The organism is Streptomyces sp. NPDC043867, from assembly GCF_056435845.1.
In genome coordinates, this window is sequence record NZ_JBWKDS010000007.1 from 36,040 (window position 1) to 61,138 (window position 25,099).

The 25,099-nt window shown below is 71.2% G+C and carries 22 protein-coding genes; 10 read left to right on the plus strand and 12 right to left on the minus strand.

The window, feature by feature from the left end:
* Positions 1-11 precede the first annotated feature (11 nt).
* The 5 genes from AC069T_RS09080 to AC069T_RS09100 are packed head-to-tail and all read right to left on the minus strand — an operon-like array spanning position 12 to position 5,717.
* The gene (locus AC069T_RS09080) at positions 12-812 is read right to left on the minus strand and encodes an ABC transporter permease (RefSeq protein WP_478782119.1); all 801 of its coding nucleotides are present in this window, start codon (positions 810-812) and stop codon (positions 12-14) included.
* Positions 813-1,739 carry an ABC transporter permease gene (locus tag AC069T_RS09085; protein ID WP_476755601.1) on the minus strand — a complete coding sequence of 309 codons (927 nt, stop codon included), beginning with the start codon at positions 1,737-1,739 and terminating at the stop codon, positions 813-815.
* Positions 1,739-2,890, minus strand: a complete 1,152-nt coding sequence (locus AC069T_RS09090; protein ID WP_478782269.1) for an ABC transporter ATP-binding protein — start codon at positions 2,888-2,890, stop codon at positions 1,739-1,741. Before AC069T_RS09090 ends, AC069T_RS09085 begins: the two co-directional genes overlap by 1 nt.
* 5 nt (positions 2,891-2,895) lie before the next feature.
* Complete coding sequence (locus AC069T_RS09095; protein WP_478782120.1) at positions 2,896-4,143, minus strand: polyamine ABC transporter substrate-binding protein; 1,248 nt, start codon at positions 4,141-4,143, stop codon at positions 2,896-2,898.
* A gap of 53 nt (positions 4,144-4,196) precedes the next feature.
* Positions 4,197-5,717 (minus strand): gamma-aminobutyraldehyde dehydrogenase, encoded by a 1,521-nt coding sequence (locus tag AC069T_RS09100; RefSeq protein WP_478782121.1) that lies wholly within the window; start codon positions 5,715-5,717, stop codon positions 4,197-4,199.
* Positions 5,718-5,924: 207 nt separating this feature from the next.
* Here AC069T_RS09100 and AC069T_RS09105 point away from each other — a divergent pair, with 207 nt between their 5' ends.
* Complete coding sequence (locus AC069T_RS09105; RefSeq protein WP_478782122.1) at positions 5,925-6,527, plus strand: NADAR family protein; 603 nt, start codon at positions 5,925-5,927, stop codon at positions 6,525-6,527.
* A 31-nt stretch (positions 6,528-6,558) separates the two neighbouring features.
* On the opposite strand, the gene AC069T_RS09110 is transcribed toward AC069T_RS09105, so the two are convergent.
* Positions 6,559-7,518, minus strand: a complete 960-nt coding sequence (locus AC069T_RS09110) for a DUF4190 domain-containing protein (RefSeq protein WP_478782123.1) — start codon at positions 7,516-7,518, stop codon at positions 6,559-6,561.
* Positions 7,519-7,572: 54 nt separating this feature from the next.
* On the opposite strand from AC069T_RS09110, the gene AC069T_RS09115 reads away from it, so the two are divergent.
* Both AC069T_RS09115 and AC069T_RS09120 read left to right on the plus strand, forming a co-directional pair.
* Positions 7,573-8,721: an adenosine deaminase gene (locus tag AC069T_RS09115; protein WP_478782124.1), complete on the plus strand. Its 1,149-nt coding sequence runs from the start codon at positions 7,573-7,575 to the stop codon at positions 8,719-8,721.
* 194 nt (positions 8,722-8,915) lie between these two features.
* Complete coding sequence (locus AC069T_RS09120; protein ID WP_478782125.1) at positions 8,916-9,614, plus strand: glycerophosphodiester phosphodiesterase; 699 nt, start codon at positions 8,916-8,918, stop codon at positions 9,612-9,614.
* Between the two features lie 45 nt (positions 9,615-9,659).
* On the opposite strand, the gene AC069T_RS09125 is transcribed toward AC069T_RS09120, so the two are convergent.
* Together AC069T_RS09125 and AC069T_RS09130 are read right to left on the minus strand one after the other, a co-directional pair.
* Positions 9,660-10,850, minus strand: coding sequence for a polyamine ABC transporter substrate-binding protein (locus tag AC069T_RS09125; protein ID WP_478782126.1), 1,191 nt, complete (start codon positions 10,848-10,850; stop codon positions 9,660-9,662).
* Positions 10,851-11,075: 225 nt separating this feature from the next.
* Positions 11,076-12,515, minus strand: a complete 1,440-nt coding sequence (locus tag AC069T_RS09130) for a gamma-aminobutyraldehyde dehydrogenase (protein ID WP_478782127.1) — start codon at positions 12,513-12,515, stop codon at positions 11,076-11,078.
* Positions 12,516-12,678: 163 nt separating this feature from the next.
* On the opposite strand from AC069T_RS09130, the gene AC069T_RS09135 reads away from it, so the two are divergent.
* The 7 genes from AC069T_RS09135 (at position 12,679) to AC069T_RS09165 (ending at position 19,719) form a co-directional block, all read left to right on the plus strand.
* Positions 12,679-13,194, plus strand: coding sequence for an Lrp/AsnC family transcriptional regulator (locus AC069T_RS09135; protein WP_358853908.1), 516 nt, complete (start codon positions 12,679-12,681; stop codon positions 13,192-13,194).
* Complete coding sequence (locus AC069T_RS09140) at positions 13,179-14,558, plus strand: aspartate aminotransferase family protein (protein WP_478782128.1); 1,380 nt, start codon at positions 13,179-13,181, stop codon at positions 14,556-14,558. The genes AC069T_RS09135 and AC069T_RS09140 overlap by 16 nt, the downstream gene beginning before the upstream one ends.
* Positions 14,559-14,889: 331 nt before the next feature.
* Complete coding sequence (locus tag AC069T_RS09145) at positions 14,890-15,627, plus strand: ABC transporter ATP-binding protein (protein ID WP_478782129.1); 738 nt, start codon at positions 14,890-14,892, stop codon at positions 15,625-15,627.
* On the plus strand, positions 15,609-16,964 hold the full coding sequence (locus AC069T_RS09150) for a hypothetical protein (protein ID WP_478782130.1): 1,356 nt from the start codon (positions 15,609-15,611) through the stop codon (positions 16,962-16,964). Before AC069T_RS09145 ends, AC069T_RS09150 begins: the two co-directional genes overlap by 19 nt.
* Before the next feature lie 130 nt (positions 16,965-17,094).
* Complete coding sequence (locus tag AC069T_RS09155) at positions 17,095-17,502, plus strand: VOC family protein (protein ID WP_478782131.1); 408 nt, start codon at positions 17,095-17,097, stop codon at positions 17,500-17,502.
* Positions 17,503-17,747: 245 nt separating this feature from the next.
* Positions 17,748-18,887 (plus strand): LOG family protein, encoded by a 1,140-nt coding sequence (locus AC069T_RS09160; protein ID WP_478782270.1) that lies wholly within the window; start codon positions 17,748-17,750, stop codon positions 18,885-18,887.
* Between the two features lie 178 nt (positions 18,888-19,065).
* Positions 19,066-19,719: an LAETG motif-containing sortase-dependent surface protein gene (locus AC069T_RS09165; protein ID WP_478782132.1), complete on the plus strand. Its 654-nt coding sequence runs from the start codon at positions 19,066-19,068 to the stop codon at positions 19,717-19,719.
* Positions 19,720-19,880: 161 nt separating this feature from the next.
* Here the strand turns inward: AC069T_RS09165 and AC069T_RS09170 are convergent, their stop codons facing one another.
* The 4 genes from AC069T_RS09170 to rlmN form a co-directional block, all read right to left on the minus strand.
* On the minus strand, positions 19,881-20,942 hold the full coding sequence (locus tag AC069T_RS09170) for an ABC transporter ATP-binding protein (RefSeq protein ID WP_478782133.1): 1,062 nt from the start codon (positions 20,940-20,942) through the stop codon (positions 19,881-19,883).
* A complete protein-coding gene (locus AC069T_RS09175; protein WP_478782271.1) occupies positions 20,942-22,549 on the minus strand; it encodes an ABC transporter permease in 1,608 nt (535 codons plus the stop codon). Before AC069T_RS09175 ends, AC069T_RS09170 begins: the two co-directional genes overlap by 1 nt.
* A 47-nt stretch (positions 22,550-22,596) precedes the next feature.
* Positions 22,597-23,682 carry a thiamine ABC transporter substrate-binding protein gene (locus AC069T_RS09180; RefSeq protein ID WP_478782134.1) on the minus strand — a complete coding sequence of 362 codons (1,086 nt, stop codon included), beginning with the start codon at positions 23,680-23,682 and terminating at the stop codon, positions 22,597-22,599.
* 247 nt (positions 23,683-23,929) lie between these two features.
* Entirely contained in the window at positions 23,930-25,036 is a 1,107-nt protein-coding gene (gene rlmN, locus AC069T_RS09185; RefSeq protein WP_478782135.1) for a dual-specificity RNA methyltransferase RlmN, read from the minus strand.
* Positions 25,037-25,099 lie beyond the last annotated feature (63 nt).

Below are 25,099 nucleotides of genomic sequence, written 5' to 3' on the forward strand. Positions count from 1 at the left end.
GAGAATCGCTCTTACGCCTTCTGCCGGTTGCGGCGGTTGCCGATCACCATGCCGGCCAGGACGAGAAGTACGGCGACGACGAACATGGCCGTACCGATGACGTTGATCTGCACGGGTGTTCCGCGCTGTGCCGATCCCCAGACGAACATGGGGAAGGTGACGGTCGAGCCCGCGTTGAAGTTGGTGATGATGAAATCGTCGAAGGAGAGCGCGAAGGCCAGCAGCGCGCCCGCCGCGATCCCGGGCGCCGCGATGGGCAGCGTGACCCGCACGAAGGTCTGCACGGGACCGGCGTACAGGTCCTGGGCCGCCTGCTCGAGACGCGGGTCCATCGACATCACGCGTGCCTTGACGGCGGTGACGACGAAGCTGAGGCAGAACATGATGTGGGCGATCAGGATCGTCCAGAAGCCCAGCTGCGCGCCCATGTTGAGGAACAGGGTGAGCAGCGAGGCGGCCATCACGACCTCGGGCATCGCCATCGGCAGGAAGATCAGCGAGTTCACCGAGCCGCGCGCCCGGAAGCGGTAGCGGACCAGGGCGAAGGCGATCATCGTGCCGAGGGCGGTGGCACCGAGCGTCGCCCAGAACGCGATCTGCAGGCTGAGGGAGAGCGAGCCGCACATGTCGGCGACGCCGCACGGATCGCGCCAGGCGTCCGTGGAGAAGGACTGCCACTCGTAATTGAAGCGGCCCTTCGGCTTGTTGAAGGAGAACACCGTGACGACGACGTTCGGCAGCAGCAGATAGCCGAGCGTCAGCAGTCCGGCGATGACGACGAGATGGTGCTTGAACCAGCGTACGAAGGCCATTTAGACCAGATCCTCCGTCCCGGACCTGCGGATGTAGAGCGTGACCATGATGAGGATCGCGGCCATGAGGAGGAACGAGAGCGCTGCGGCCGTCGGATAGTCGAGGATCCGCAGGAACTGTGTCTGGATCACGTTGCCGACCATGCGGGTGTCCGTGGAGCCGAGCAGGTCGGCGTTCACGTAGTCGCCGCTCGCGGGGATGAACGTGAGCAGGGTGCCCGAGACGACCCCCGGCATCGACAGCGGGAAGGTCACCTTGCGGAAGGTGGTGACGGGCCTGGCGTACAGGTCGCCGGCCGCCTCGTGCAGCCGCCCGTCGATCCGCTCCAGCGAGGTGTACAGCGGCAGGATCATGAACGGCAGGAAGTTGTACGTGAGTCCGCAGATCACGGCGAGCGGGGTCGCCAGCACCCGGTCGCCCGAGGTCATGCCGAGCCAGCTGGTGACGTCCAGGACGTGCAGCGAGTTGAGCGCGCCGACGACCGGGCCGCCGTCCGCGAGGATCGTCTTCCAGGCGAGCGTGCGGATCAGGAAGCTGGTGAAGAACGGCGCGATCACCAGGATCAGGACGACGTTGCGCCAGCGGCCCGCGCGGAACGCGATGAGGTACGCGAGCGGATAGCCGAGGATCAGGCACAGCACCGTGGCGGAGCCCGCGTACAGCACGGAGCGCAGGAACTGGGGCCAGTAGTCCGCCAGCGCGTCCCAGTAGGTCGCGAAGTGCCAGGTGACCCGGTAGCCGTCCTCCAGGGAACCCGTCTGCACGGACGTGGAGGCCTGGTAGACCATCGGCAGCGCGAAGAAGACCACCAGCCACAGGATGCCGGGCAGCAGCAGCCAGTACGGGGTGAGCCGGCCGCGCCTGCGGGGCGGCTTCTTGGCCGGGGCGGGTGCGAGAGGCGGTGGCGCCTCGGTGAGCGTCGACATCAGGCGGCCTCCTCCTCGACCGTCTCGACGCCCGCGTCGATGTCCTGCGCCGCGTCCAGACCGAAGGTGTGCTCCGGGCTCCAGTGCAGGACGACGTCGGCGCCCGGCGCGAGCCGGGAGTCACGGTCGATGTTCTGGGCGTACACCTCGAAGCCGGGGCAGACCGCGCTGTCGACGACGTACTGCGTGGAGACGCCGATGAAGCTGGAGTGGGCGATCCTGCCGGTGATCCGGTTGCGGCCGGCCGGGATGAGCCCGGCGTCGTCGGCGTGCGTGAGCGAGATCTTCTCGGGGCGGACGCCGGCCAGCACCCTGCCGCCGGCCGCGGTGGGCGCCGAACATCGCGCGGCGGGCAGCAGGAGCTTGCCGCCCCCGGCCTTGAGGACGATCTCGTCGCCGGTGCGGGTGTCGACCTCGGCCTCGATGAAGTTGGAGGTGCCGAGGAAGTTGGCGACGAACGTGGTGTTCGGGTTCTCGTAGAGGTCGGCGGGCGAGCCCAGCTGCTCGACGCGGCCCGCGTTCATCACGGCCACCGTGTCGGCCATGGTCATGGCCTCCTCCTGGTCGTGCGTGACGTGGACGAACGTGATGCCCACCTCGGTCTGGATGCGCTTCAGCTCCAGCTGCATCTGGCGGCGCAGCTTGAGGTCGAGGGCGCCGAGCGGCTCGTCGAGGAGCAGCACCTTGGGGTGGTTGATCAGGGCGCGGGCCACGGCGACGCGCTGCTGCTGGCCGCCGGAGAGCTGGTGGGGTTTCTTGCGGGCCTGCTCGCCGAGCTGCACCAGCTCCAGCATGTCCTCGACCTGCTTCTTCACCGACTTGATGCCGCGCCGGCGCAGGCCGAAGGCGACGTTCTCGAAGATGTCGAGGTGCGGGAAGAGCGCGTACGACTGGAAGACGGTGTTCACCGGCCGCTTGTACGGCGGCAGGTTCGTCACGTCCTGGTCGCCGAGGGCGACGGTGCCCGAACTGGGCTCCTCCAGGCCGGCGATCATCCGCAGGGTGGTGGTCTTGCCGCAGCCCGAGGCTCCGAGGAGCGCGAAGAACGAGCCCTGCGGGACGGTCAGGTCGAGTGGGTGGACGGCCGTGAAGGAGCCGTAGGTCTTGCTGATGCCGGAGAGGCGGACGTCGCCGCTGCTGTCAGTCTTCATCATCGTCACGCCCCTGTGAGCTTCGCGAACTTCTCTTCGTAGGCCGTCTCTTCCTTCTGGCTCAGTGAGCGGAAGGGGTGGGACCTGGCGGCCATGGCCTTGTCGGGAATGATCAGCGGGTTGTCCGCCGCGTCCTGGTCGATCTTCGCGAGCTCTTCCTTCACGCCGTCGACGGGACACACGTAGTTGATGTACGCGGCGAGTTCGGCGGCCGGCTTCGGCTCGAAGTAGTAGTCCATCAGCCGCTCGGCGTTCGTCTTGTGACGTGCCTTGTTGGGGATCAGCATGTTGTCCGTGGACGTGATGTAGCCGCTGTCCGGGATGATGAAGCCGATGTCCGGGCTGTCCGCCTTGAGCTGGACGACGTCGCCCGCCCAGGCGACGCAGGCCGCGAGATCGCCCTTGGTGAGGTCGGACGTGTAGTCGTTGCCGGTGAAGCGGCGGATCTGGCCCTTGTCGACCGCCTTCTGGAGCCGGGCGATCGCCGCGTCGAAGTCGTCGTCGGTGAACTTCGCCGGGTCCTTGCCCATGTCCAGCAGCGTCATGCCGACGCTGTCGCGCATCTCCGAGAGGAAGCCGACCCGCCCCTTGAGCCTGGGGTTGTCGAGCATGTCGGAGATCGACTCGACCTTCTCGCCGTCGAGCGCCTTCTTGTTGTAGGCGATGACGGTGGAGATGCCCTGCCAGGGATAGGAGTAGGCGCGGCCGGGGTCCCAGTCCGGGTTGCGGAACTGCTGGGAGAGGTTCGCGTAGGCGTGCGGCAGGTTGGCGGCGTCCAGTTTCTGGACCCAGCCGAAGCGGATCAGGCGGGCCGCGAGCCAGTCGGTGACGACGATGATGTCGCGGCCGGTGTCCTGGCCCGCCGCCAGCTGCGGTTTGATCTTGCCGAAGAACTCGACGTTGTCGTTGATGTCCTCGGTGTACTTGACCTTGATGCCGGTCCGCTCGGTGAACGCGTCGAGCGTGGGGTGGTGCTTCTCGCTCTCGTCCACGTCCATGTACTCGGTCCAGTTGGAGAAGTTGATCGTCTTCTCCTTGGCCGAGTGGTCCTCGGCGGAGACGCCGCCCCGGGTCGTGCCGGCCGCGGGGATGCCGCAGCCGCTCAGCGCTCCGAGGCCGCCGGCGGCGAGCGCACCGCCCGCGGAGGCCCGCAGCAGCGAGCGGCGGGTGAGGGACGCCCTGCCGTTGTGGAGGCTGCGGCGAAAGGCGGCCAGCTGGGCCGGGGACGGACGGTCTGGCTCGTACTGCTCCATGCTCCTGGTGCCCTTTCGGAGGGAAGCGGCCGTGGTCGAGCGGCCTGTTCTGGCTATCGGTCCCCGAAGATCGTGCGGTGCCAGTCCTTCCTGGCGACCGCGGTGTTGTCGAACATGACGTGCTTGACCTGCGTGTACTCCTCGAAGGAGTAGGCGGACATGTCCTTGCCGAAGCCGGACGCCTTGTATCCGCCGTGCGGCATCTCGCTGATGATCGGGATGTGGTCGTTGACCCACACGCACCCGGCCCTGATCTCACGGGTGGCACGGTTCGCCCGGTAGACGTCCCGGCTCCATGCCGAGGCGGCGAGGCCGTACGGCGTGTCGTTGGCGAGCCGGATCCCCTCGTCGTCGCTGTCGAAGGGGAGCACGACGAGGACGGGGCCGAAGATCTCGGCCTGCACGATCTCGCTGTCCTGGGCGGCGTCGGCGACGAGCGTGGGCCGGTAGTACGCGCCGTCCTTCAGCTCCTCGGGGATCTCCCCGCCGGTGACCACGCGCGCGGAGGAGCGGGCCCGGTCGACGAACGCGGCGACCCGGTCGCGCTGCGCGTGGGAGATCAGCGGGCCGAGGTCGGTGTCCGGTGCGAAGGGATCGCCGACGCGGACGCTCGCCATGAGCGCGGCCGTCCGTGCGACGAACTCGTCGTAGAGGGGCCTCTGCACGTACGCGCGCGTGGCGGCGGTGCAGTCCTGCCCGGTGTTGATGAGGGCGCCCGCGACGGCGCCGTGCACGGCGGCCTCCAGGTCCGCGTCGTCGAAGACCAGGAAGGGCGCCTTGCCGCCCAGCTCCAGATGGAGCCGCTTGACGGTGGAGGTGGCGATCTCCGCGACACGCCTGCCGACGCCGGTGGACCCGGTGAAGGAGGTCATGGCGACGTCGGGGTGGGCGACGAGATGCTCGCCCGCGTCCTTGCCCGCGCCGGTGACGATGTTGACGACGCCGTCGGGGATGCCGGCCGCGGTGGCCGCCTCGGCGAACAGGAGCGAGGTGAGCGGGGTGAGCTCGGCGGGCTTGAGGACGACCGTGTTGCCCGCGGCGATCGCCGGGAGGATCTTCCAGGCGGCCATCTGGAGGGGGTAGTTCCAGGGCGCGATGGAGCCGACGACTCCGATGGGTTCACGGCGTACGTACGAGGTGTGGTCCCCGGAGTACTCGCCCGCGGACTGGCCCTGCAGATGCCGGGCCGCGCCCGCGAAGAACGACGTGTTGTCGATGGTTCCGGGGACGTCGAACTCGCGGGTGAGCTTGAGCGGCTTGCCGCACTGCAGCGACTCCGCCTGGGCGAACTCCTCGGCCCGCTCGGCAAGCACGGCGGCGAAGCGGTGCAGTGCGTCGGAGCGCTCGCCGGGGGTCGCGCCGGCCCAGCCCGGGAAGGCGGCGCGGGCGGCCGCGACGGCCGCGTCCACGTCGGCGGCTCCCGCCAGCTCGTACGTGTAGACCTCGTCGCCGGTGGCGGGGTCCACGACCGAGTGGGTGCGGCCCGAGGTGCCCTTGGTCAGCCGGCCCGCGATGTACTGCGCGCCGTCCGCGAAGCGGTCCTGCGCCTGGAAGCGATGGCCCGGATTGTGCATGTCGCTCTCCTCCGCCGCCCTCCCCGTCCCACGGGGGTCGGCGTAGCTCCAGCTCGATTTGAGTGCCGATCCTGACAGAGCGGGGTGACCTCAACAAGTGATTCCGTTGTTGCCTTTTGGTTACGCGACGGAATCTGTCGACCAGGTGTCGAGTCCACCCGGAAAAGCCGGGACGGAGTGTCAGTGGTGCGTGCCAGACTCGCGTGCATGGGGACGATCGATTCCTGGGAAACCCTGGTCAGGGAGGTCCGCGCGGGGGCGCGGATCAAGTACCTGCTGTTCTGGGGACACCGGCCGCGGCCCGACGGCCGGGTCGGTGCGAGCTGTCTGAGTCAGTGGTGGCCGTCTCCGTTCACCGTGGACGGTGTCGAGTATGCGACGGCGGAGCACTGGATGATGGCGGCCAAGGCGCGCCTCTTCGGCGACGCGGAGGCGGAGCGGCAGGCGATCGACGCGCCGAATCCCGCGCTCGCCAAGAAGGCGGGCCGGCTGGTGCGCGGTTTCGACGCCGCGCGCTGGGAGCGCGAGCGCTTGCGGATCGTGGCCGAGGGCAGCGTCCACAAGTTCGCCGCGCACCCCGGCCTGCGGGGATTCCTGCTGAACACCGGCGACCGGGTGCTCGTCGAGGCCAGTCCCGTGGACCGCATCTGGGGCATCGGGCTCGCGGCCGACGACGAGCGCGCGCTGGACCCGGAGCGGTGGCGCGGTCCGAACCTGCTGGGGTTCGCGCTGATGGAGGCGCGGAAGCGGCTCAGATCCCCGGGCGACGGCGCCCCGGCGGCCCTGGAAGCGGACCGGTCCCTCTCCTAGAACCGGGCGGAGCCGTCCCGGCGGCGCTGTCCTAGCGGCGCCCCTCCACCACCAGGGACGTCGAGTATCCGTCGTCGCTCCCGAAGTAGGGGTCGTCGTCGCGGTCGTCGGGAAGGGCGAAGATCAGCACGGCGAAGCCGATGCCGAGCAGCAGGCCGACCGCGCCGCAGATGATGCCCGCCAGGGCCTGGCCCGGGTTCGTCGCCTCGCCCCGGCCCGCCTTGCGGCGGCCGATCACGCCGAAGACGACGGCGAGGATGCCCAGCAGGATGGCCAGCGGCCACAGGCAGAAGAGCGCGGCCGCGATGATGCCGAGCACCAGCGAGGTGGTGCCCATCCCGTTGCTCGGCATCGGCGCCAGGGCGGACCAGCCGTAGCCCGGGTTCCCGCCCGGGTAGGGGACGTGACCGCCGTGGACCGGCGGACCCGGGTACTGGGGGTAGCCGTACAGGGGCATGCCGGGGCCCTCGGGGGCCAGGGGCGGCGGCGGGACCGGCTCCCCGGGTGCCGGCCCGCCGAAGGAGCCGGGGCCGCCGGGCGGCGCGAAGGGGTGGTGCGGCGCGGCGCCCGCCGAGGGCTGGTGACCGCCGGGCGGGGCGTACGGGCCGGGGGCCGTGCCGGACGCCGGCGGTGCGAAGGGGCTCGCCCACGGCTGGGAGGCCGCCTGTCCCCCGCCGGTGGCCGGGGAGCCCGCTCCGTGCGGCACCGGTCCGCCGACGGCCGGCATCGACGTCACGGTGGGCTGGTTGTGCACCGAAGGCGGCGCCGTGGTGCCGGCGCCCGAGGGCACCGCGTCCTCCGGGGGCGGAGCCCAGGGGTCCGGCTCGGGTGCGGGGGCCTGCCCGGGTGCGGGAGTCTGCTTGTCCAGGGCGACCTTCGGCGCGGGAGGCGCGTCCTGCGGGCCGGCGCCCGGTCCGTACCCCCGGAAGGCGGGCGCGTGCGGCCCGGCGGCGTGGTCCGGCGGTTCCGGCGTGCGGGCGTCGTCGGACATGCGCGAGGTCCCCTCTGTTGTACGTTCCGTCATGCTACGGCCCGGGCCCTCGGCGTGCGGACGGCGGCCTACGATGATCCGCGAGTCACCGATCAGCCGATCACCCGCGTCCCCCGACACCCGCGGCGGGGCGCCGTTCCCGGGGAGGAACCCTTGACCGACCACCGCGACGCCCGCGACCCGCACGCCTTCATCGCCGGACTGCCCAAGGCCGAACTGCATGTGCACCACGTCGGTTCCGCCTCCCCCCGGATCGTCTCCACGCTGGCCGCCCGCCACCCCGACTCGAAGGTCCCCACCGACCCCGAGGCCCTCGCCGACTACTTCACGTTCACGGACTTCGCCCACTTCATCGAGGTGTACCTGTCCGTCGTCGACCTCGTGCGCACCCCGGAGGACGTCCGGCTGCTGACCTACGAGGTCGCCCGGGACATGGCTCGCCAGCAGGTGCGGTACGCCGAACTCACCCTCACCCCCTTCTCCTCCACCCGCCGCGGCATCGACGAGCTGGGCTTCATGGAGGCGATCGAGGACGCCCGCAAGGCGGCCGAGGCCGAGCTCGGCGTCGTCCTGCGCTGGTGCTTCGACATTCCCGGCGAGGCGGGCCTCGAAGCCGCCGAGGAGACGGCACGGCTCGCCACCGACGACCGCGTACGGCCCGAGGGGCTCGTCTCCTTCGGCCTCGGCGGGCCCGAGATCGGCGTACCGCGGCCGCAGTTCAAGCCGTACTTCGACCGGGCGATCGCGGCCGGGCTGCACTCGGTGCCGCACGCCGGTGAGACGACGGGACCGCAGACCGTCTGGGACGCGCTGAACGACCTCGGCGCCGAACGCATCGGACACGGCACCAGCTCCGCCCGGGACCCGGAACTGCTCGCGCACCTCGCCGAGCACCGCATCGCCCTGGAGGTCTGCCCGACCTCCAACATCGCGACCCGCGCGGTCCGCACGCTCGACGAGCACCCCCTGAAGGACATGGTGAGCGCGGGCGTGCTCGTCACGGTCAACTCCGACGACCCGCCGATGTTCGGCACCGACCTCAACAACGAGTACGCGGTCGCCGCCCGGCTGCTGGACCTCGACGAGCGGGGTCTCGCCGCCCTCGCCAAGAACGCCGTCGAGGCGTCCTTCCTCGATCCGGCCGGCAAGAAGCGGCTCGCCGAGGAGATCGACACGTACACCTCGGCGTGGCTGACGTCCTGACGTACACCGGGGCGTGGCCTGCGTCCTGACGAACACCTCGGCGTGGCGGGCGTCCTGACGTCGGCCTGCACCTCGGCGTGGCCGGCGTCCTGACGCGAGGCACTTTTCGCGTGGCCGGCGACCGGCGCCCGCCCGGCCCCGGCAGCCGCACCCCGATGAGCGGTCGCGGGGTGTCCGGCCCGCACAATGGGCGCATGCGCACCGTGACTGCCGTGGCCCACCGCGGCGACCCCTACCGCGTCCGTGAGAACACGATCGGCTCCCTGCGTTCCGCGCTCCGCCGCGGCGCGGACGCGGTGGAGATCGACGTCCGGCTCACCCGCGACCGCGTGCCCGTCCTGCTGCACGACGAGACGCTCAGGCGGCTGTGGGAGCACGACCGGCCGCTGCGCTCGCTCTCCTCGGACGAGGTGCGCGGGCTGACGGCGGGCGGGGTGCCGACCCTCGTGGACGCGCTGGCCGCGACGGCCGGTGCCCGGCTCATGATCGACCTGCCCGGCGCGGACGGCGTGACCGTACGCGAGGTCGTCGACGTCGTCCGCGCGTGCGGGGCCGAGGAGCGGGTGTACTACTGTGCGGGCGCCCCGGCCATGCTCGCGGTGCGCGAGGCCGACCCGGCCGCGGAGATCGCGCTGACCCGGACGACACTGGCACCGCCGAGGGCCGCCCTGCTCGAAGCGGTGCGTCCCCGGTGGCTCAACTACCGCTTCGGGCTGATCGACCGGGACCTGGTGGCGCGGGTGCACCGCAGCGGCTGCCTGCTGTCGGCGTGGACGCCCGACACCCGGCGCTCCATGCGGCGGCTGCTCGGCCTCGGCGTCGACTCGATCACCACGAACCGCATCGACACACTGTGCGCCCTGCGCGAGGTGCGGGCACCGGTCAGCCCCTGAGACGGCCGGCTGACCCGACAGCTCCGGCCGGCCGTGGGCGGGCGGTCACAGCCCCGCGATCGCGTTCCACCGCCTCGCGAACTCCGGGCGTTCCGCGGACGTGATGTCGCGGGCGATCGCGAGGCGCCTGCGCATGGTGGCGTCCGGGAAGATCAGCGGATCCTCGGCCAGGGCCGCGGTGTCCTTGTCCTTGGCGGAGGCGAGGACGTCCCGGGCGGCCGGAACCGGGCAGACGTAGTTGACCCACGCGGCGAGTTCGGCGGCGACCTCGGGGTCGTAGTAGTGGTCGACGAGCTTCTCCGCGTTCGCCTTGTGGCCGGCCAGGTTCGGGATCATCAGGGACTCCGCCCACAGTTCGGCGCCTTCCTCCGGCACCACGAAGCGGATGTCGGGGTCGTCGGCCTGGAGCTGGATCACGTCACCGGAGTACGCCTGGCAGGCGAGCACGTCGCCGCTCGCGAGATCCTTGACGTAGTCGTTGCCGGTGAAGCGCCGGATCCGGCCGTCGCGCACGTGCTCGTCGACCTGGTCGCACACGGTGTGGAAGTCGTCCGCCGTCCACCGGGTGATGTCGACGCCGTTGCCCTGCATCAGGAGGGCGAACGCCTCGTCGAGACCGGAGAGGAGTGTGACCCGGCCCTTGAGGTCGTCCGCCCACAGGTCGGAGACCCGGGCGATCTCGCGGCCCACCCGGCGCCGGTTGTACGCGATGCCGGTGATGCCCGACTGCCACGGCACGGTGGATCTGCGCCCCGGGTCGAAGGACGGTGAACTCAGCAGCGGGTCGAGGTACTTGGTGACGTTCGGCTGGTTGGCCCGGTCCATCTTCTGGACCCAGCCGAGCCGGACGAAGCGCGCGCACATCCAGTCGCTGACGACGATCAGGTCGCGTCCCGTCCGCTGATGGTTCATCAGGGAAGGGCTGACCTTGCCGAAGAACTCGTCGTTGTCGTTGATCTCCTCGACGTAGTCGACCGTGATCCCGGTGCGCTTCTCGAAGGCGTCCAGCGTGGGCCGCCGCGTCGTGTCCGTGTCGTCGGTGTCGATGTAGAGGGGCCAGTTCGCCCAGGTGAGGCGCTTGTCGCGGGCGGAGAGGTCGGCTCCGGCACGCTCGCCCGGCGCCACGTACGCGGCCGGGACCCCGCACCCGGCCAGCGCACCGAGCGCGGCACCACCGCCCAACGCGCTCAGCAGGGAACGGCGGGACGGGGACGGGGACTTCGGGGGCGCGGGCACCCGGGCAGCATGCCGCCGGATGCCCGGCGCGGACAATGGACGCAGCGTCGAGCGATCGCGCACGGGGCCGACACCCTGTCGACCGCCCCTGCCGCCGGGCGACTTCGGGCGAGGCGCGCGGCACGGCGCCCCCGCGCCCCCGCGCCCCCGCGCCCCCGCGCCCCCGCGCCCCGAGAACACCGCGGCCCCGGACGGGAGTTCCGCCCGGGGCCGCGCGCCTGCGGACTACGCGTCCAGCGACGTCATCACGTGCTTGATGCGCGTGTAGTCCTCGAAGCCGTACCCGGAGAGGTCCTTGCCGTAGCCGGACTTCTTGAAGCCGCCGTGGGGCATCTCGGCGACCAGCGGGATGTGGGTGTTGATCCACACGCAGCCGAAGTCGAGGGCCTTGGACAGGCGCATGGCGCGGCCGTGGTCCTTGGTCCAGACGGACGAGGCGAGGGCGTAGTCCACGCCGTTCGCCCACTCGAGGGCCTGCTTCTCGTCCGAGAACGACTGCACGGTGATGACCGGGCCGAAGACCTCGTTCTGGATGATCTCGTCGTCCTGCCGCAGACCGGAGACGACGGTCGGGGCGTAGAAGTAGCCCTTCTCGCCGACCTGGTGGCCACCGGCCTCGACCTTGGCGTGGGCGGGCAGGCGCTCGATGAAGCCGGACACCTGCTTGAGCTGGTTGGGGTTGTTGAGCGGCCCGTACAGCACGTCCTCGTCGTCCGGCTGCCCGGTCTTGGTGTCGGCGGCGGCCTTGGCGAGCGCGGCCACGAACTCGTCGTGGATGCCCTCCTGGACCAGGACGCGCGTGGCGGCCGTACAGTCCTGCCCGGCGTTGAAGAAGCCCGCCACCGAGATGTCCTCGACGGCCTTGGCGATGTCGGTGTCCTCGAAGACGACGACGGGGGCCTTGCCGCCCAGCTCCAGGTGGACCCGCTTGAGGTCCTTGGCGGCCGACTCGGCGACCGACATGCCGGCGCGCACGGAACCGGTGATGGACGCCATCGCCGGGGTCGGGTGCTCGACCATCGCGCGGCCGGTGTCGCGGTCGCCGCAGATGACGTTGAAGACGCCCTTGGGCAGGATCGAGCCGATGATGTCGGCGATCAGGACCGTGGAGGCGGGCGTCGTGTCGGACGGCTTGAGGACGACCGTGTTGCCCGCGGCGAGCGCCGGGGCGAACTTCCAGACGGCCATCATCATCGGGTAGTTCCACGGCGCGACCTGCGCGCAGACGCCGATGGGCTCACGGCGGACGATCGAGGTCAGACCCTCCATGTACTCGCCGGCGCTCCGCCCCTCCAGCATCCGGGCCGCGCCCGCGAAGAAGCGGATCTGGTCCACCATCGGCGGGATCTCCTCGGACCGGGTCAGTCCGATCGGCTTGCCGGTGTTCTCCACCTCGGCCGCGATCAAGTCCTCCGCCCGCTCCTCGAACGCGTCCGCGATCTTGAGGAGGGCCTTCTGCCGCTCGGCCGGGGTCTGGTCGCGCCAGGCCGGGAAGGCCGCGGCGGCGGCCGCCATCGCGGCGTCGACGTCCGCCTGCCCGGACAGCGGCGCGGTCGCGTATGCCTCGCCGGTCACGGGGTTGACCACCTCGGTGGTCCGTCCGTCGGCGGCGTCACGGAATTCTCCGTCGATGTAGTTGCGCAGACGACGCAGCTCGGTGCTCACTGCCGGCCCTCCTGTCGGGTGTCCAATCACTGAGACACCCACCCTAATCCGTGTGTCCACGTTTTCAACACCCCCGATCCCCCCAGATCTGCGAAATCCGCAAGTCACGTCCTCGCAAACAACGAATTTCATCGCTGCGGCCTTGCGGAACTGTCGAGACGTCGTGCAGAGTGAGTGCGTGGCCAGTCGAAGCGCAGACCCCAGGGACTCTCGGGAGTCCAGGAACGGCAGTCCCCAGCTGGATGCCGTCTCCCTCGCCATCATCGAACAGCTCCAGCAGGACGGGCGCCGTCCGTACGCCGCGATCGGCAAGGCCGTCGGCCTCTCCGAGGCGGCCGTGCGCCAGCGCGTCCAGAAGCTGCTCGACCAGGGCGTCATGCAGATCGTCGCCGTCACGGACCCGCTCACCGTGGGTTTCCGCAGGCAGGCGATGGTCGGTGTGAACGTCGAGGGCGATCTCGACCCGGTGGCGGACGCGCTGACGGCCATGTCGGAAGTCGAGTACGTGGTGATGACCGCGGGCTCGTTCGACATCCTCGCGGAGATCGTCTGCGAGGACGACGACCACCTGCTGGACGTCATCAACAAACGCATCCGGGCCCTCCCCGGCGTGCGCTCCACCGAGAGCTTCGTCTACCTGAAGCTCAAGAAGCAGACCTACATGTGGGGAACCCGATAGCCGTGAGCAAGGACCTCAGCCGAACCGCGTACGACCACCTGTGGATGCACTTCACCCGCATGTCCTCGTACGAGAACGCGCCCGTTCCCACCATCGTGCGTGGCGAGGGCACCTACATCTACGACGACAAGGGCAAGCGCTACCTCGACGGCCTGTCCGGACTGTTCGTGGTCCAGGCGGGCCACGGCCGCACCGAGCTGGCGGAGACGGCGTTCAAGCAGGCGCAGGAGCTGGCCTTCTTCCCCGTGTGGTCCTACGCCCACCCGAAGGCCGTCGAGCTCGCCGAGCGCCTCGCGAACTACGCGCCGGGCGACCTGAACAAGGTCTTCTTCACCACCGGTGGCGGCGAGGCCGTCGAGACCGCCTGGAAGCTCGCCAAGCAGTACTTCAAGCTCCAGGGCAAGCCGACCAAGTACAAGGTCATCTCGCGCGCGGTCGCCTACCACGGCACCCCGCAGGGCGCCCTGTCGATCACCGGCCTGCCCGCCCTGAAGGCCCCCTTCGAGCCGCTGGTCCCCGGCGCGCACAAGGTGCCGAACACCAACATCTACCGCGCCCCGCTCTTCGGCGACGACCCCGAGGCCTTCGGCCGCTGGGCCGCCGACCAGATCGAGCAGCAGATCCTCTTCGAGGGCCCGGAGACGGTCGCGGCCGTCTTCCTGGAGCCGGTGCAGAACGCCGGCGGCTGCTTCCCGCCGCCGCCCGGGTACTTCCAGCGCGTACGCGAGATCTGCGACCAGTACGACGTGCTGCTCGTCTCGGACGAGGTCATCTGCGCCTTCGGCCGCCTCGGCACGATGTTCGCCTGTGACAAGTTCGGCTACGTGCCGGACATGATCACCTGCGCCAAGGGCATGACCTCGGGCTACTCCCCGATCGGCGCCTGCATCGTCTCGGACCGCCTCGCCGAGCCGTTCTACAAGGGCGACAACACCTTCCTGCACGGCTACACCTTCGGCGGCCACCCGGTCTCCGCGGCCGTCGGCGTCGCCAACCTCGACCTGTTCGAGCGCGAGGGCCTCAACCAGCACGTGCTGGACAACGAGAGCGCGTTCCTCACCACCCTCCAGAAGCTGCACGACCTGCCGATCGTCGGCGACGTCCGCGGCAACGGCTTCTTCTACGGCATCGAGCTGGTGAAGGACAAGGCCACCAAGGAGACCTTCACGGACGAGGAGTCGGAGCGCGTGCTCTACGGCTTCGTCTCGAAGAAGCTCTACGAGTACGGCCTCTACTGCCGCGCCGACGACCGCGGTGACCCGGTCATCCAGCTGTCGCCGCCGCTGATCTCCGACCAGTCGACCTTCGACGAGATCGAGGGGATCATCCGTCAGGTCCTGACGGAGGCGTGGACGAAGCTCTGATCCTCCGGATCCCCAGAGATCCCACAGATCCGAGAGATCCCAGGGATCGCAGAGATCTTCCTGATCTTCCTTCTGGATGATCAATACCGGCCCCGGTGCCGCCCGTTCGAGTGAGAAAGGGCGGCCCGGGGCCGCGTGCTGTCCGGCCCCACGCCCCCGCATCCCTAGCGTGCCAGTGACCGATCGGCCCTGCCTTCGTTCCCCCGAGCGGGGGACCGGGCGACCCCGAGGACGTCCAGGCGCGCTCCCACGCCGGCCGGCACGGGAGCGCACCGGCTCCTCCCCGAGGGCGCCGGGCAGCGCAAATCAGATCCGAACCGAGGTGTACGCGATGGTGGCCCCGCCGGACAACGACGTGCTCTGGGCACGCTCCCTGCACGTCAAGCACAACGGCTCGCCCGCGCTCAGCGGCGTCTCGCTCGGCGTCCGGGAGGGCGAGATCCTCGCCGTCAGCGGCCCGCGCGGCAGCGGCAAGACGACCCTTCTGCGATGCCTGTCCGGGCAGCTGCTGCCCGAGCACGGCGAGGTCTGGTTCAACAGCACCCCCGTCCACACCATGGGGCCGCTCACCCGGGAGCGGCTGCGCCGCGACCGCTTCGGCTGGATCGACCCGACGCCGGTCCTCGTACCGGAACTGAACGCCTGGGAGAACGCCGCACTCCCCCTGATGCTGCGCGGCACCCGGCGCCGCGCCGCCAAGACCGCCGCGCTCGAATGGCTGGGGCGCCTCGACATCGGCGACTGCGCCCGCAAGCGGCCGCACGCCCTCCCGCAGGCCGAGCGTCAGCGTGTGGTCGTCGCCCGCGCCCTGGTCGCGGCGCCCACCGTCCTCTTCGCCGACGAGCCGACGGCCTCGCTGCACCGCGCCGACCGCGCCCAGGTCCTGCGCACGCTCACCACGGCGGCCCGCTCGCACGGCATCACGGTGGTCCTCGCCACGCACGACGCGGACACCGCGGCCCTCGCCGACCGGACGGTGTCGCTGCTCGACGGACGGCGCGTGCACACCGTCCACCTCCCGCCCGTCACCGAGCCGGAAGGCCGGGCCGCGTGCTCGCTCTCCGTCTAGCCCGCGCGGGGCAGCCCCTCGTCCAGCTCCGCCGGCTGCTCGTCGCCGCGGCCTCGGCGGGCACCGGATTCCTGCTGCTGTGCACGCTGGGACACGCGATTACGCACCCGGAATCCTCCGCCGCCTCGGTGCTGCGCCTGGCCTGGTGCGCCGCTCCCCTGGCCGCCACGGTGTACTTCGCCGTCGCCGTCGCCCGCACCGACCCCGGGACCCGGCCGCGTCCCGGCCTCTCGGCGGTGGGCCTCGGCCCCGGCCGGCTGACGGCGATCTCCGCCACCACCACGGCGCTGGCGACCACCCTCGGCTCGACGCTCGCCCTGCTGCTCTTCCTGCACCTGCGCGGCGACCTGACCGGCATGCCGTTCGACGGCGCCGCGGCGGACTTCCTCGCGGCGGACCGCCCACTGCCGCTGCCGGCCGCCCTGACGCTGCTCTCCCTGGTGCCGATCACCGCCTCGGCGGCCACCGCCCTCGCCCTGCGCCCGCGCGCCGAGAGCCGCGCCCGCGGCAGGCGGCACACCGGTGACAGTGCGACGCGGCCGGGCGGCGGCCCCGCCGGACGGCACGCCGTCGGCGCGCAGGCCGGCCCCGGCGAACCGGGCACCCCGGCCACCGCCGGCGCTCCCGTCACCGCCGACACCCTGCTCGCCACCGAAGCGTCCGCCGCCCCGTCGGACCACCCCGGACGGCCCGACAGGGCGCTGGACCCCCGCGGACTCGTCCCCGCGCAGACCGCGCCCGGTGGCCTCCCCTGGGGTGCGGCCGTCGTCGCGGCGGGCCTCGCCGTGGAGACGTACGCGAGCCGCTCGGACCCCACTCCCGGGCTCGCGCTGCCCGGCGGCTTCGCGGGCGGCCCGGCCGGCGTGCTCATCGGCTGGGCGCTCACCGCGGTCGGTCTCGCGCTGGCCGGACCGGCGCTCACCCACCTGTGCGGGCTGGTGCTGCAGTCCGTACGCCCCGGCGCGCTCCGGCTGCTCGCCGGGCGTGTGCTGCAGACCGAGGCGCGCCGCATCGGGCAGCCGCTGGGCGTGCTGTGCGCGGTGGCCTCGGGCGCGTACGCCATGGTGACCCTGTACGCCGGCGAGCGGCCCGACTTCGGTCCGCTGAGCACGCTCGGCGCGCTGGTGGTCGGCGGGTGCACCCTGCTGACGCTGGTGACGGCGGCCGTCGAGGCCAGGCAGTCGCGCGCCGACACCACGGCCGCCCTGCTGCGCCTCGGTGCGCCCGTCACGATGCTGCGCAGTGCCGCGGCCCTGCGCGTCGGCGCGCTGCTCGCCGTGTTCGGTCCGCTGACCTGGACGGTCGCCCAGCTGGCCGCGCTGCCGCTCACTCGCTGACGCGCCGTACGCCAGCCGCCGGGCGGGCCGTGCGACAGCGGTTCGAGAAAATTCCGTGCCGGGCGATGAGTTCGCCGGGGCTCCCCGGTCTACCCCTGCGAACGGCACGACACCGACGGGAGAGGCCCTCATGTACCAGCAGATGATCTTCGTGAACCTGGCCGTGAACGACGTGGACGCCTCGAAGAAGTTCTTCACCGAACTCGGCTACACGATCAACCCGCAGTTCTCGACCGACGACTGCGCCTGCGTGGTGATCAGCGAGACGATCATCGCCATGCTGCTGAGCCGGCAGCGCTACTCCGACTTCACGAAGAAGGAGATCGCGGACTCGACGAAGACCAGCGAGGTGCTGCTGTGTCTGAGCGCGGAGAGCCGCGAGAAGGTCGACGAGCTCGTCGAGAAGGCCATCGCCGCGGGCGGCTCCGCGAGCGGCGAGCCCCAGGACCACGGCACGATGTACGGCCGTTCCTTCGACGACCCCGACGGCCACACCTGGGAAGTCGTGTGGATGGACCCGGCGGCGGTCCAGGGCTGAGCCCCGCGGGACCCTTCGGCGGTACGGCCCCGGGTGCGCGGCACGGGGGTCCGCGCACCCGGGGTGGAGGCTCGCCGTAGGGCGGCGGCGGGCCTCCGCCGTATGCGGGCCTCCGCGGTAGGGACGCGCTGGGAAGTCCCGTGGCGGGGCCGCGGCCCCGCCGTACGGAGGTGGCCGGGGTCCCGTGGGTCCGGGGGCGGTGCCGCCGGGGACGGCGGCGTGCCTAGCATGGGCGGGTGCAGCCGATACCCGAGTCCTCGACCCCGCCCGGGCAGGGAGAGATCCCCGTCGCCTCCCACGACCGCGAGATCGAGTCACTCGCCGAGTTCGACGAAGTCGTCGCGGCACACGGCTCCCTCGCCGGATTCCGTGTCCAGGCCGTTGATCTGACGGACCGTACGGACGTACTGCGTTCCGTGGACTGCGCGACGGCCGTCTTCCTCGGCTGCCCGATGGACCCGGAGGCGGCGGCCCGGGTCAGGACCTCCGGCGCCCTGGTCTTCCCGCCCGTCCCGGGTCTGCCCTTCGACCCGTACCGCGGGCTCCTCTACTCGCCCGGCGAGCTCTTCGACGGGCTCGGCGCCGGTTACGAGACAACGCCCGACGCCCTCGCCCACGCCTGGTTCCAGCGGACCAAGGCCGACGGCGACGTCTTCGCGTCGATGCTGCGGGCCGTCCACGACGACTCCGTCTCGGACGCGCTGGACGAACTCCTCGTCGGCGCCCGGGTGGTGGGCGTCATGGGCGGTCACGCGATGGCACGCGGCACGACGGCGTACGAGGGCGCCGCGCGGCTCGGCCGCGACCTCGCCCGTGCCGGTCTCACCGTCGCCACCGGTGGCGGCCCCGGCGCGATGGAGGCCGCCAACCTCGGTGCGTACGCCGCCCCCTTCGACGACGACATGCTCGGGGAGTCCCTGCGGCTCCTCGCGCCCGTACCGTCGTTCACGCCGTCGGTGACCGACTGGGCCCGCGCCGCGTTCGACGTGCGCGAGCGCCACCCGGCGGGCGGCCCCTCGGTCGGCATCCCGACCTGGTTCTACGGCCACGAACCGCCGAACGCCTTCGCCACGCACATCGCCAAGTACTTCGCCAACGCCACCCGGGAGGACGGGCTCCTGGCGCGCTGCAACGCGGGGGTCGTCTTCCTGCCGGGCGCCGCGGGCACCGTCCAGGAGATCTTCGACAGCGCGACGCCGAACTACTACGAGTCGCGCGGCGAACCGACCCCCATGGTCCTCGTCGACGAGGCCCACTGGACCGTGAAGCACCCCACCTGGCCGCTCCTGAAGTCCCTGGCGCGCGAGCGCGCGATGGAGTCCCGCATCGCGCTCGTGGACCGCATCGAGGACGCTCCGGAAGCGCTCAAACGTCTGGGCGGTTAATGACAACGTAAAGCCAACGCCGGTGCGGGGCATATTCATTGACAGTAGTCGGGCGTCGCTTATAGACCTGTGGGGCTACCGGGGGTGCTGTTGTCACGGCAGAACCCCCCAACCCCCCGCAGTTTGCACATTTTTGTGAAGGGCGATCGTGTCCATATCTCGCCGTACCGCACGTTCCGTGCGCATCCTCGGTGTTGCCTCCGCCTCCGCCGCACTCGTACTCGGCGTCGCGGGCAACGCACTTGCCTGCAACATCGGTGACTTCTCGGCCGCCGCCGCCTGCGACGACAACGGGAAGGGCATCATCACCGTCACCGACACCGACGCCTCGGGTGTCGAGGCCGAGGTCTCCGTCTACCTGGAGTCGAACGGCGCGGACGAGCGGCTCGTCGGCACGCAGAAGGTCAAGGGCACCGCCAAGGGTGCCACCGTCACCTTCTCCGAGGCCTGGGCCCCGAAGTCCGAGTACCGCGTCCACGTCACGGCCGGGAAGCTCGTCGACGAGGACATCTCCCCGAACCTGACCGCGCCCGCCGAGGCGGCCTGCGGCAAGCCCACCACGGCGCCGAAGCCTTCGGCGACCCCCGAGCCCTCGAAGTCCCCGTCCTCTTCCGCGACTCCGTCGGCGACCCCGTCCGCGTCGGACAGCACCGCGCCCGCGGCCCCCGGTGACAACTCGCCCTCCGCCGCGGCCGGTGAGTCCAACCTCGCCGAGACCGGCGCGAACTCCAACACCGGCATGATCGCCGGCATCGCCGGCGCGTTCGTCGTCGCCGGCGGCGGCGCCGTCTACTTCGCCATGCGCCGCAGGAACAGCTCCAAGACCGGCTGACATCCGCGACAGCTCCAAGACCGGCTGACGTCAGCACAGTTCAAGACCGGCTGACGTCCGCTCAGCGCACGACCGTGTGGCCCGCTCCCGTCCCAGGGTGCGGGCCACACGGGCGCACCGGGCCCCGCCTCCCGCTCCGCGCCGACCAGCGGAGCCGCACCCTATGCGGCCGCGCTCTCCCCGAGCACCACTATTTCCGCCGCGTCGAACTCCACTCCGACCTCGTCACCGGGTCCGGGCGCGTCCCGCAGCGCGCAGGCCGCTTCGAGCCGCGGGGCGCCGTGCGGCTGGAGCTGCACGGCGACATGGGTGCCCCGGAAGGTGCGTGCGGCCACGGTGCAGCGCAGCCCGTCGGCCGGAGCCACCAGCCGTACCCCGGCGGGCCTGACGAGCAGCATCCGCCGCCCCTGGGGTGCGCCGTCAGGAACCGGGACCTTCCCCCACGGGGTGTCCGCGGCCTGCCCGCTCACCGTCGCCTCGACCACGTTGTCGAAGCCGAGGAAGCGCGCCACGAACGCGTCCGCCGGGCGCTGCCAGACCTCCAGCGGCGTACCGGACTGGGCGATGCGCCCGTCCCGCATCACGACGACCCGGTCCGCGAGCGCGAACGCCTCGCCCTGGTCGTGCGTCACGGCGAGCACCGTCGTCCCCAACTCGCCGAACAGCTCCCGAAGTTCGACGACCAGCCGTTCCCGCAGGGAGCGGTCGAGCTGGCCCAGCGGCTCGTCCAGCATCAGCAGCCGGGGGCGGGGGGCGAGGGCGCGGGCCAGCGCCACCCGCTGCTGCTCCCCGCCGGAGAGCGAGGCGACGGCCCGGGAAGCTGCGCCGGGCAGCCCGACGAGTTCCAGCAACTCCCGCACGCGGCTGCCGCGTTCACTCTTCGAGACACCGTGCATCCGCAGCCCGAAGGCAACGTTGCCGCCCACGTCCCGCTGCGGGAACAGCTGGTGGTCCTGGAACATCAGGCCCACCCCACGCCTGTGCGCGGGCACCCCCGACTGGTCCCGGCCGCCGAGCAGCACCCGGCCCGCGTCGAGCGCCTGGAGCCCGGCCACCGCCCGCAGCAGGGTCGACTTGCCGCTGCCGCTCGGCCCGAGCACGCACACGATCTCGTGCTTTACGACATCGAGGCCGACGGCGTCGAGCACGGGCCGCCCGCCGAAGCGCACGGTCGCCCGCTCCAGCCGCAGCAGGGCGTCGGACCCCGTCGTGAGCGCGCTCATCAGAACTCCCCCGTCCGGTCGGTGCGCATGCGCTCCAGCAGCAGCAGCGCGACCGCGCACACCGCCATGAGGATCGTCGAAAGGGCCATGGCCTGGCCGTAGTTGAGATCGCCGGGACGGCCGAGGAGACGGTCCACGGTCACCGGCAGCGTCGGGTTGTCGGGCCGCGCGATGAAGACGGTCGCCCCGAACTCGCCGAGCGACACCGCGAACGCGAAACCGGCGGCGATCAGCAGCGCCCGCCGCACCATCGGCAGGTCGACCTCGCGCCACACCCGCCACGGCGACGCCCCGAGCACGGCAGCCGCCTCCCGCAGCCGCTCGTCGACCGCGCGCAGTACCGGCAGCATCGTGCGGACGACGAAGGGGACTCCGACGAGCGCCTGCGCGAGCGGCACCAGGATCCACGAGGAACGCAGATTCAGCGGCGGCTCGTCCAGGGCGATCAGGAACCCGAAGCCGACCGTCACGGCGGACACCCCGAGCGGCAGCATCAGCAGCGCGTCGAAGCCGCGGACGAGCCGTCCCGCGCGCCGGGTGAGAGCGGCGGCGGCCAGTCCGCCGATCAGCACGGCGATGGCGGTGGCCGCGAGCGCGTACTGAAGGGAGTTGCCGATCGCCTCGATCGGCGCCACCAGGAACATGCCGCTGTCCGCCGACGTCAGCGCCCTGTAGTACGCGAACCCGTGGCCGCCGGGGGTGTCGAGGGACCGCTGGACCAGCACGGCGAGCGGCAGCACCAGCAGCAGCGCGACGGTGGCGAGGACCGCGGCGAGCAGCGCCCACTGCCCGGCCCCGCGCGGTCTGCGCGCGGTCAGGGAGGCGTCCACCAGGCGCAGCGCGCTCTCCCGTCGCCGTACGGTCCACGCGTGCACGGCGAGGATCGCGCCGACCGCCGCGAACTGGACGATGGTCAGCACCGCGGCCGTGGAGAGGTCGAAGATCTCGGAGGTCTGGCGGTAGATCTCCACTTCGAGGGTGGAGAAGGCGGGGCCGCCGAGAATCCGCACCACGGCGAAGGAGGTGAAGGTGAAGAGGAAGACGATGAGCGCGGCTGCGGCCAGCGCGGGACCGAGCGCCGGGAGCGTGATCCGGCGCCAGGCGGCGAGCCGGGAGGCGCCGAGCATCCGGGCGGCCTCCTCCTGGCGCGGGTCGAGCTGCGACCAGAGCCCGCCGACCGTGCGCACGACGACCGCGTAGTTGAAGAAGACGTGCGCGAGCAGAATCGCCCACACGGTGGTGTCCAGGCGTACGCCCCACAGCTCGTCGAGCAGCCCGCCCCGGCCGACCAGCGCCAGGAAGGCGGTGCCGACCACGACGGTCGGCAGCACGAACGGGACGGTGACCACCGCCCGCAGCACCTGCTTGCCCCTGAACTCGAAGCGCGCGAAGACGTACGCGCCGGGCAGCGCGACCAGCAGCGTGAGCGCGGTCGACGCGAGCGCCTGCCAGGTGGTGAACCACAGGACGTGCCGGACGTCGGACTGCGCCACGACGTCCGCGATCCGGCCGAACCGCCAGCTCCCGCCGGTCCTCAGGCCGCGCGAGACGATCGCCGCGACCGGATAGGCGAAGAAGACCGCGAAGAACGCGACGGGCAGGGCCATCAGCCCGAGCCGCACCGCCGCGCTCCTCCCGGGGCCCCGGCGCGGGGCTACTTCAGTACGAGCGAGGTCCACGACTTGACCCACTGGTCACGGTGATCGGCGATCCGGGCGGGGGCAAGGGTCTCGGGGTCCTTCGCCTGCGGGCCGAACTCGGTGAACTCCGCGGGCACCCGGGCGCCCTTGACCACCGGGTAGACGAACATGTTCAGCGGCATGTCCTCCTGGAACTTCCTGGAGACCAGGAAGTCCAGGAGTGCCTTGCCGCCCTTGGTGTTCCCGGCGTTGCTGAGCAGCCCCGCGTACTCGACCTGCCGGAAGCAGGTGCCGGTGGCGACGCCGGTGGGCGCGGTCTTCGGCTTCGGGTCGGCGTAGATCACCTCGGCGGGCGGGGAGGAGGCGTAGGAGACGACCAGCGGCCGGTCGCCCTTGGCCTTCTTTCCGCCGGCGGAGCCGGAGAACTCCTCGTTGTAGGCCTGCTCCCAGCCGTCGACGACCTTGACGCCGTTGCCCTTGAGCTTCTTCCAGTAGTCCTGCCAGCCCCCGTCCCCGTACTTCCCGGCGGTCCCGAGGAGGAAGCCGAGACCGGGCGAGGAGGTGGAGGCGTTCTCGGTGACGAGGAGGTTCTTGTACGCCGGCTCGACCAAGTCGTCGAACGAGTCGGGCGGGGTCAGCTTGTGCTCGCTGAAGTAGGCCTTGTCGTAGTTGACGCAGATGTCGCCGGTGTCGATCGGCGTGACCCGGTGCCTGTCCGGGTCGGCCCGGTACTCGGGCAGGACCGCGCCGGAGCCCCTGGGCTCGTACGACTGGAAGAGCCCGTTGTCGAGCGCGCGGGAGAGGAGGGTGTTGTCGACGCCGAAGAAGACGTCGCCCTGCGGGTTGCTCTTGGTGAGGATCGCCTTGTTGACTGCCTGCCCGGCGTCGCCGTCCTTGAGGACCTTGACCTGGTAGCCGGACTCCTTCTCGAACTCCTTGAGCACGCTCTTCGAAGCGAGGAAGGAGTCGTGGGCGACCAGGGTCACGGTCTTGGAGTCGGCGGCGTCGGTGCCGGAGCCGGACGAGCCGCACGCGGACAGCGTGACGAGCCCGAGCCCGGTGGCCACGATCGCGGCCGTGAACTTCACGGTGGTGCTCACTGGATTCCTCCTGGAGTGACCAGGAAGAGACGCGGCCCTGCCCGGGAACCTCTGAGAGTTCCCGGGCAGGGCGCAACAGCTTGAGTGATGACCGAACTTCCTACCCAGAATGACCTGGGCAAGGTTCAGAGGGTCTGCGGCCCGTGCCGCACTCTCAGCGCTGTGGCGCTCCCCTGTCGGAATATGAAGATGTACGTACGGGAGTCAGCGTACCGCCCGCCGGGCCGAGGACCTCGGTCCGCCGGGTCTACCGCTCGGACGCCGCCAGCTGTCCGCACGCTCCGTCGATCTCCTGGCCGCGGGTGTCACGGACGGTGACCGGCACGCCGTGGGCCGCGATGGCCTCGACGAATGCCTTCTCGTCCTCGGGACGGGAGGCGGTCCACTTGGAGCCGGGCGTCGGGTTCAGCGGGATCAGGTTCACGTGGACCGGCTTGCCCCGGAGCAGCCGGCCGAGCCGGTCACCGCGCCACGCCTGGTCGTTGATGTCCCGGATGAGGGCGTACTCGATGGAGACGCGGCGCCCCGACTTGGCGGCGTACTCCCAGCCGGCGTCCAGCACCTCGCGCACCTTCCACCGCGTGTTGACGGGGACGAGGGTGTCGCGCAGCTCGTCGTCCGGCGCGTGCAGGGAGATGGCGAGACGGCACTTGAAGCCCTCGTCGGCGAACCGGTGGATGGCGGGCACCAGGCCCACGGTCGACACGGTGATGCCGCGCTGCGAGAGGCCCAGCCCGTCGGGCTCGGGGTCGGTGAGCGCGCGGATGGCGCCGACCACGCGCTTGTAGTTGGCGAGCGGCTCGCCCATGCCCATGAACACGATGTTGCTGAGCCGCGCCGGGCCGCCGGGGATCTCGCCGTCCCTGAGCGCCCGCATCCCGTCCACGATCTGGTGCACGATCTCGCCGGTCGACAGGTTCCGGTCGAGGCCGGCCTGGCCGGTGGCGCAGAACGGGCAGTTCATCCCGCAGCCCGCCTGCGAGCTGATGCACATGGTCACCCGGTCCGGGTAGCGCATGAGCACGGACTCGACGAGCGTGCCGTCGAAGAGCCGCCACAGGGTCTTGCGGGTGGTGTCGTCGTCACAGCTGATGTGCCGGACGACGGACATCAGGTCGGGCAGAAGCGCTTCCTGGAGCTTCCCGCGCGAGGCGGCCGGAATGTCCGTCCACTGCGCCGGGTCGTGCGCGAACCGCGCGAAGTAGTGCTGCGAGAGCTGCTTGGCGCGAAACGGCTTCTCACCGATCGCGGCAACCGCCTCTTTGCGCTCGGCGGGCGTGAGATCGGCAAGGTGCCGCGGCGGCTTCTGAGCTCCGCGCGGGGCGACGAAAGTAAGTTCTCCGGGTGCAGGCATAACTCTTCCAGTGTCGCAGATCGACTTGGGTGCCCCCCTGCCTCCGGCGGGGCGCTGTCGTCA

Bases quoted from the DNA above. Each gene is read 5' to 3' on its own strand.
- AC069T_RS09145 (WP_478782129.1), top strand. From the start codon at position 14,890: ATGGTGGCCCCGCCGGACAACGACGTGCTCTGGGCACGCTCCCTGCAC.
- AC069T_RS09120 (WP_478782125.1), top strand. From the start codon at position 8,916: ATGCGCACCGTGACTGCCGTGGCCCACCGCGGCGACCCCTACCGCGTC.
- AC069T_RS09155 (WP_478782131.1), top strand. From the start codon at position 17,095: ATGTACCAGCAGATGATCTTCGTGAACCTGGCCGTGAACGACGTGGAC.
- AC069T_RS09085 (WP_476755601.1), bottom strand. From the start codon at position 1,739: ATGTCGACGCTCACCGAGGCGCCACCGCCTCTCGCACCCGCCCCGGCC.
- AC069T_RS09100 (WP_478782121.1), bottom strand. From the start codon at position 5,717: ATGCACAATCCGGGCCATCGCTTCCAGGCGCAGGACCGCTTCGCGGAC.
- AC069T_RS09175 (WP_478782271.1), bottom strand. From the start codon at position 22,549: ATGGCCCTGCCCGTCGCGTTCTTCGCGGTCTTCTTCGCCTATCCGGTC.
- AC069T_RS09170 (WP_478782133.1), bottom strand. From the start codon at position 20,942: ATGAGCGCGCTCACGACGGGGTCCGACGCCCTGCTGCGGCTGGAGCGG.
- rlmN (WP_478782135.1), bottom strand. From the start codon at position 25,036: ATGCCTGCACCCGGAGAACTTACTTTCGTCGCCCCGCGCGGAGCTCAG.
- AC069T_RS09105 (WP_478782122.1), top strand. From the start codon at position 5,925: ATGGGGACGATCGATTCCTGGGAAACCCTGGTCAGGGAGGTCCGCGCG.
- AC069T_RS09110 (WP_478782123.1), bottom strand. From the start codon at position 7,518: ATGTCCGACGACGCCCGCACGCCGGAACCGCCGGACCACGCCGCCGGG.
- AC069T_RS09090 (WP_478782269.1), bottom strand. From the start codon at position 2,890: ATGAAGACTGACAGCAGCGGCGACGTCCGCCTCTCCGGCATCAGCAAG.
- AC069T_RS09095 (WP_478782120.1), bottom strand. From the start codon at position 4,143: ATGGAGCAGTACGAGCCAGACCGTCCGTCCCCGGCCCAGCTGGCCGCC.
- AC069T_RS09080 (WP_478782119.1), bottom strand. From the start codon at position 812: ATGGCCTTCGTACGCTGGTTCAAGCACCATCTCGTCGTCATCGCCGGA.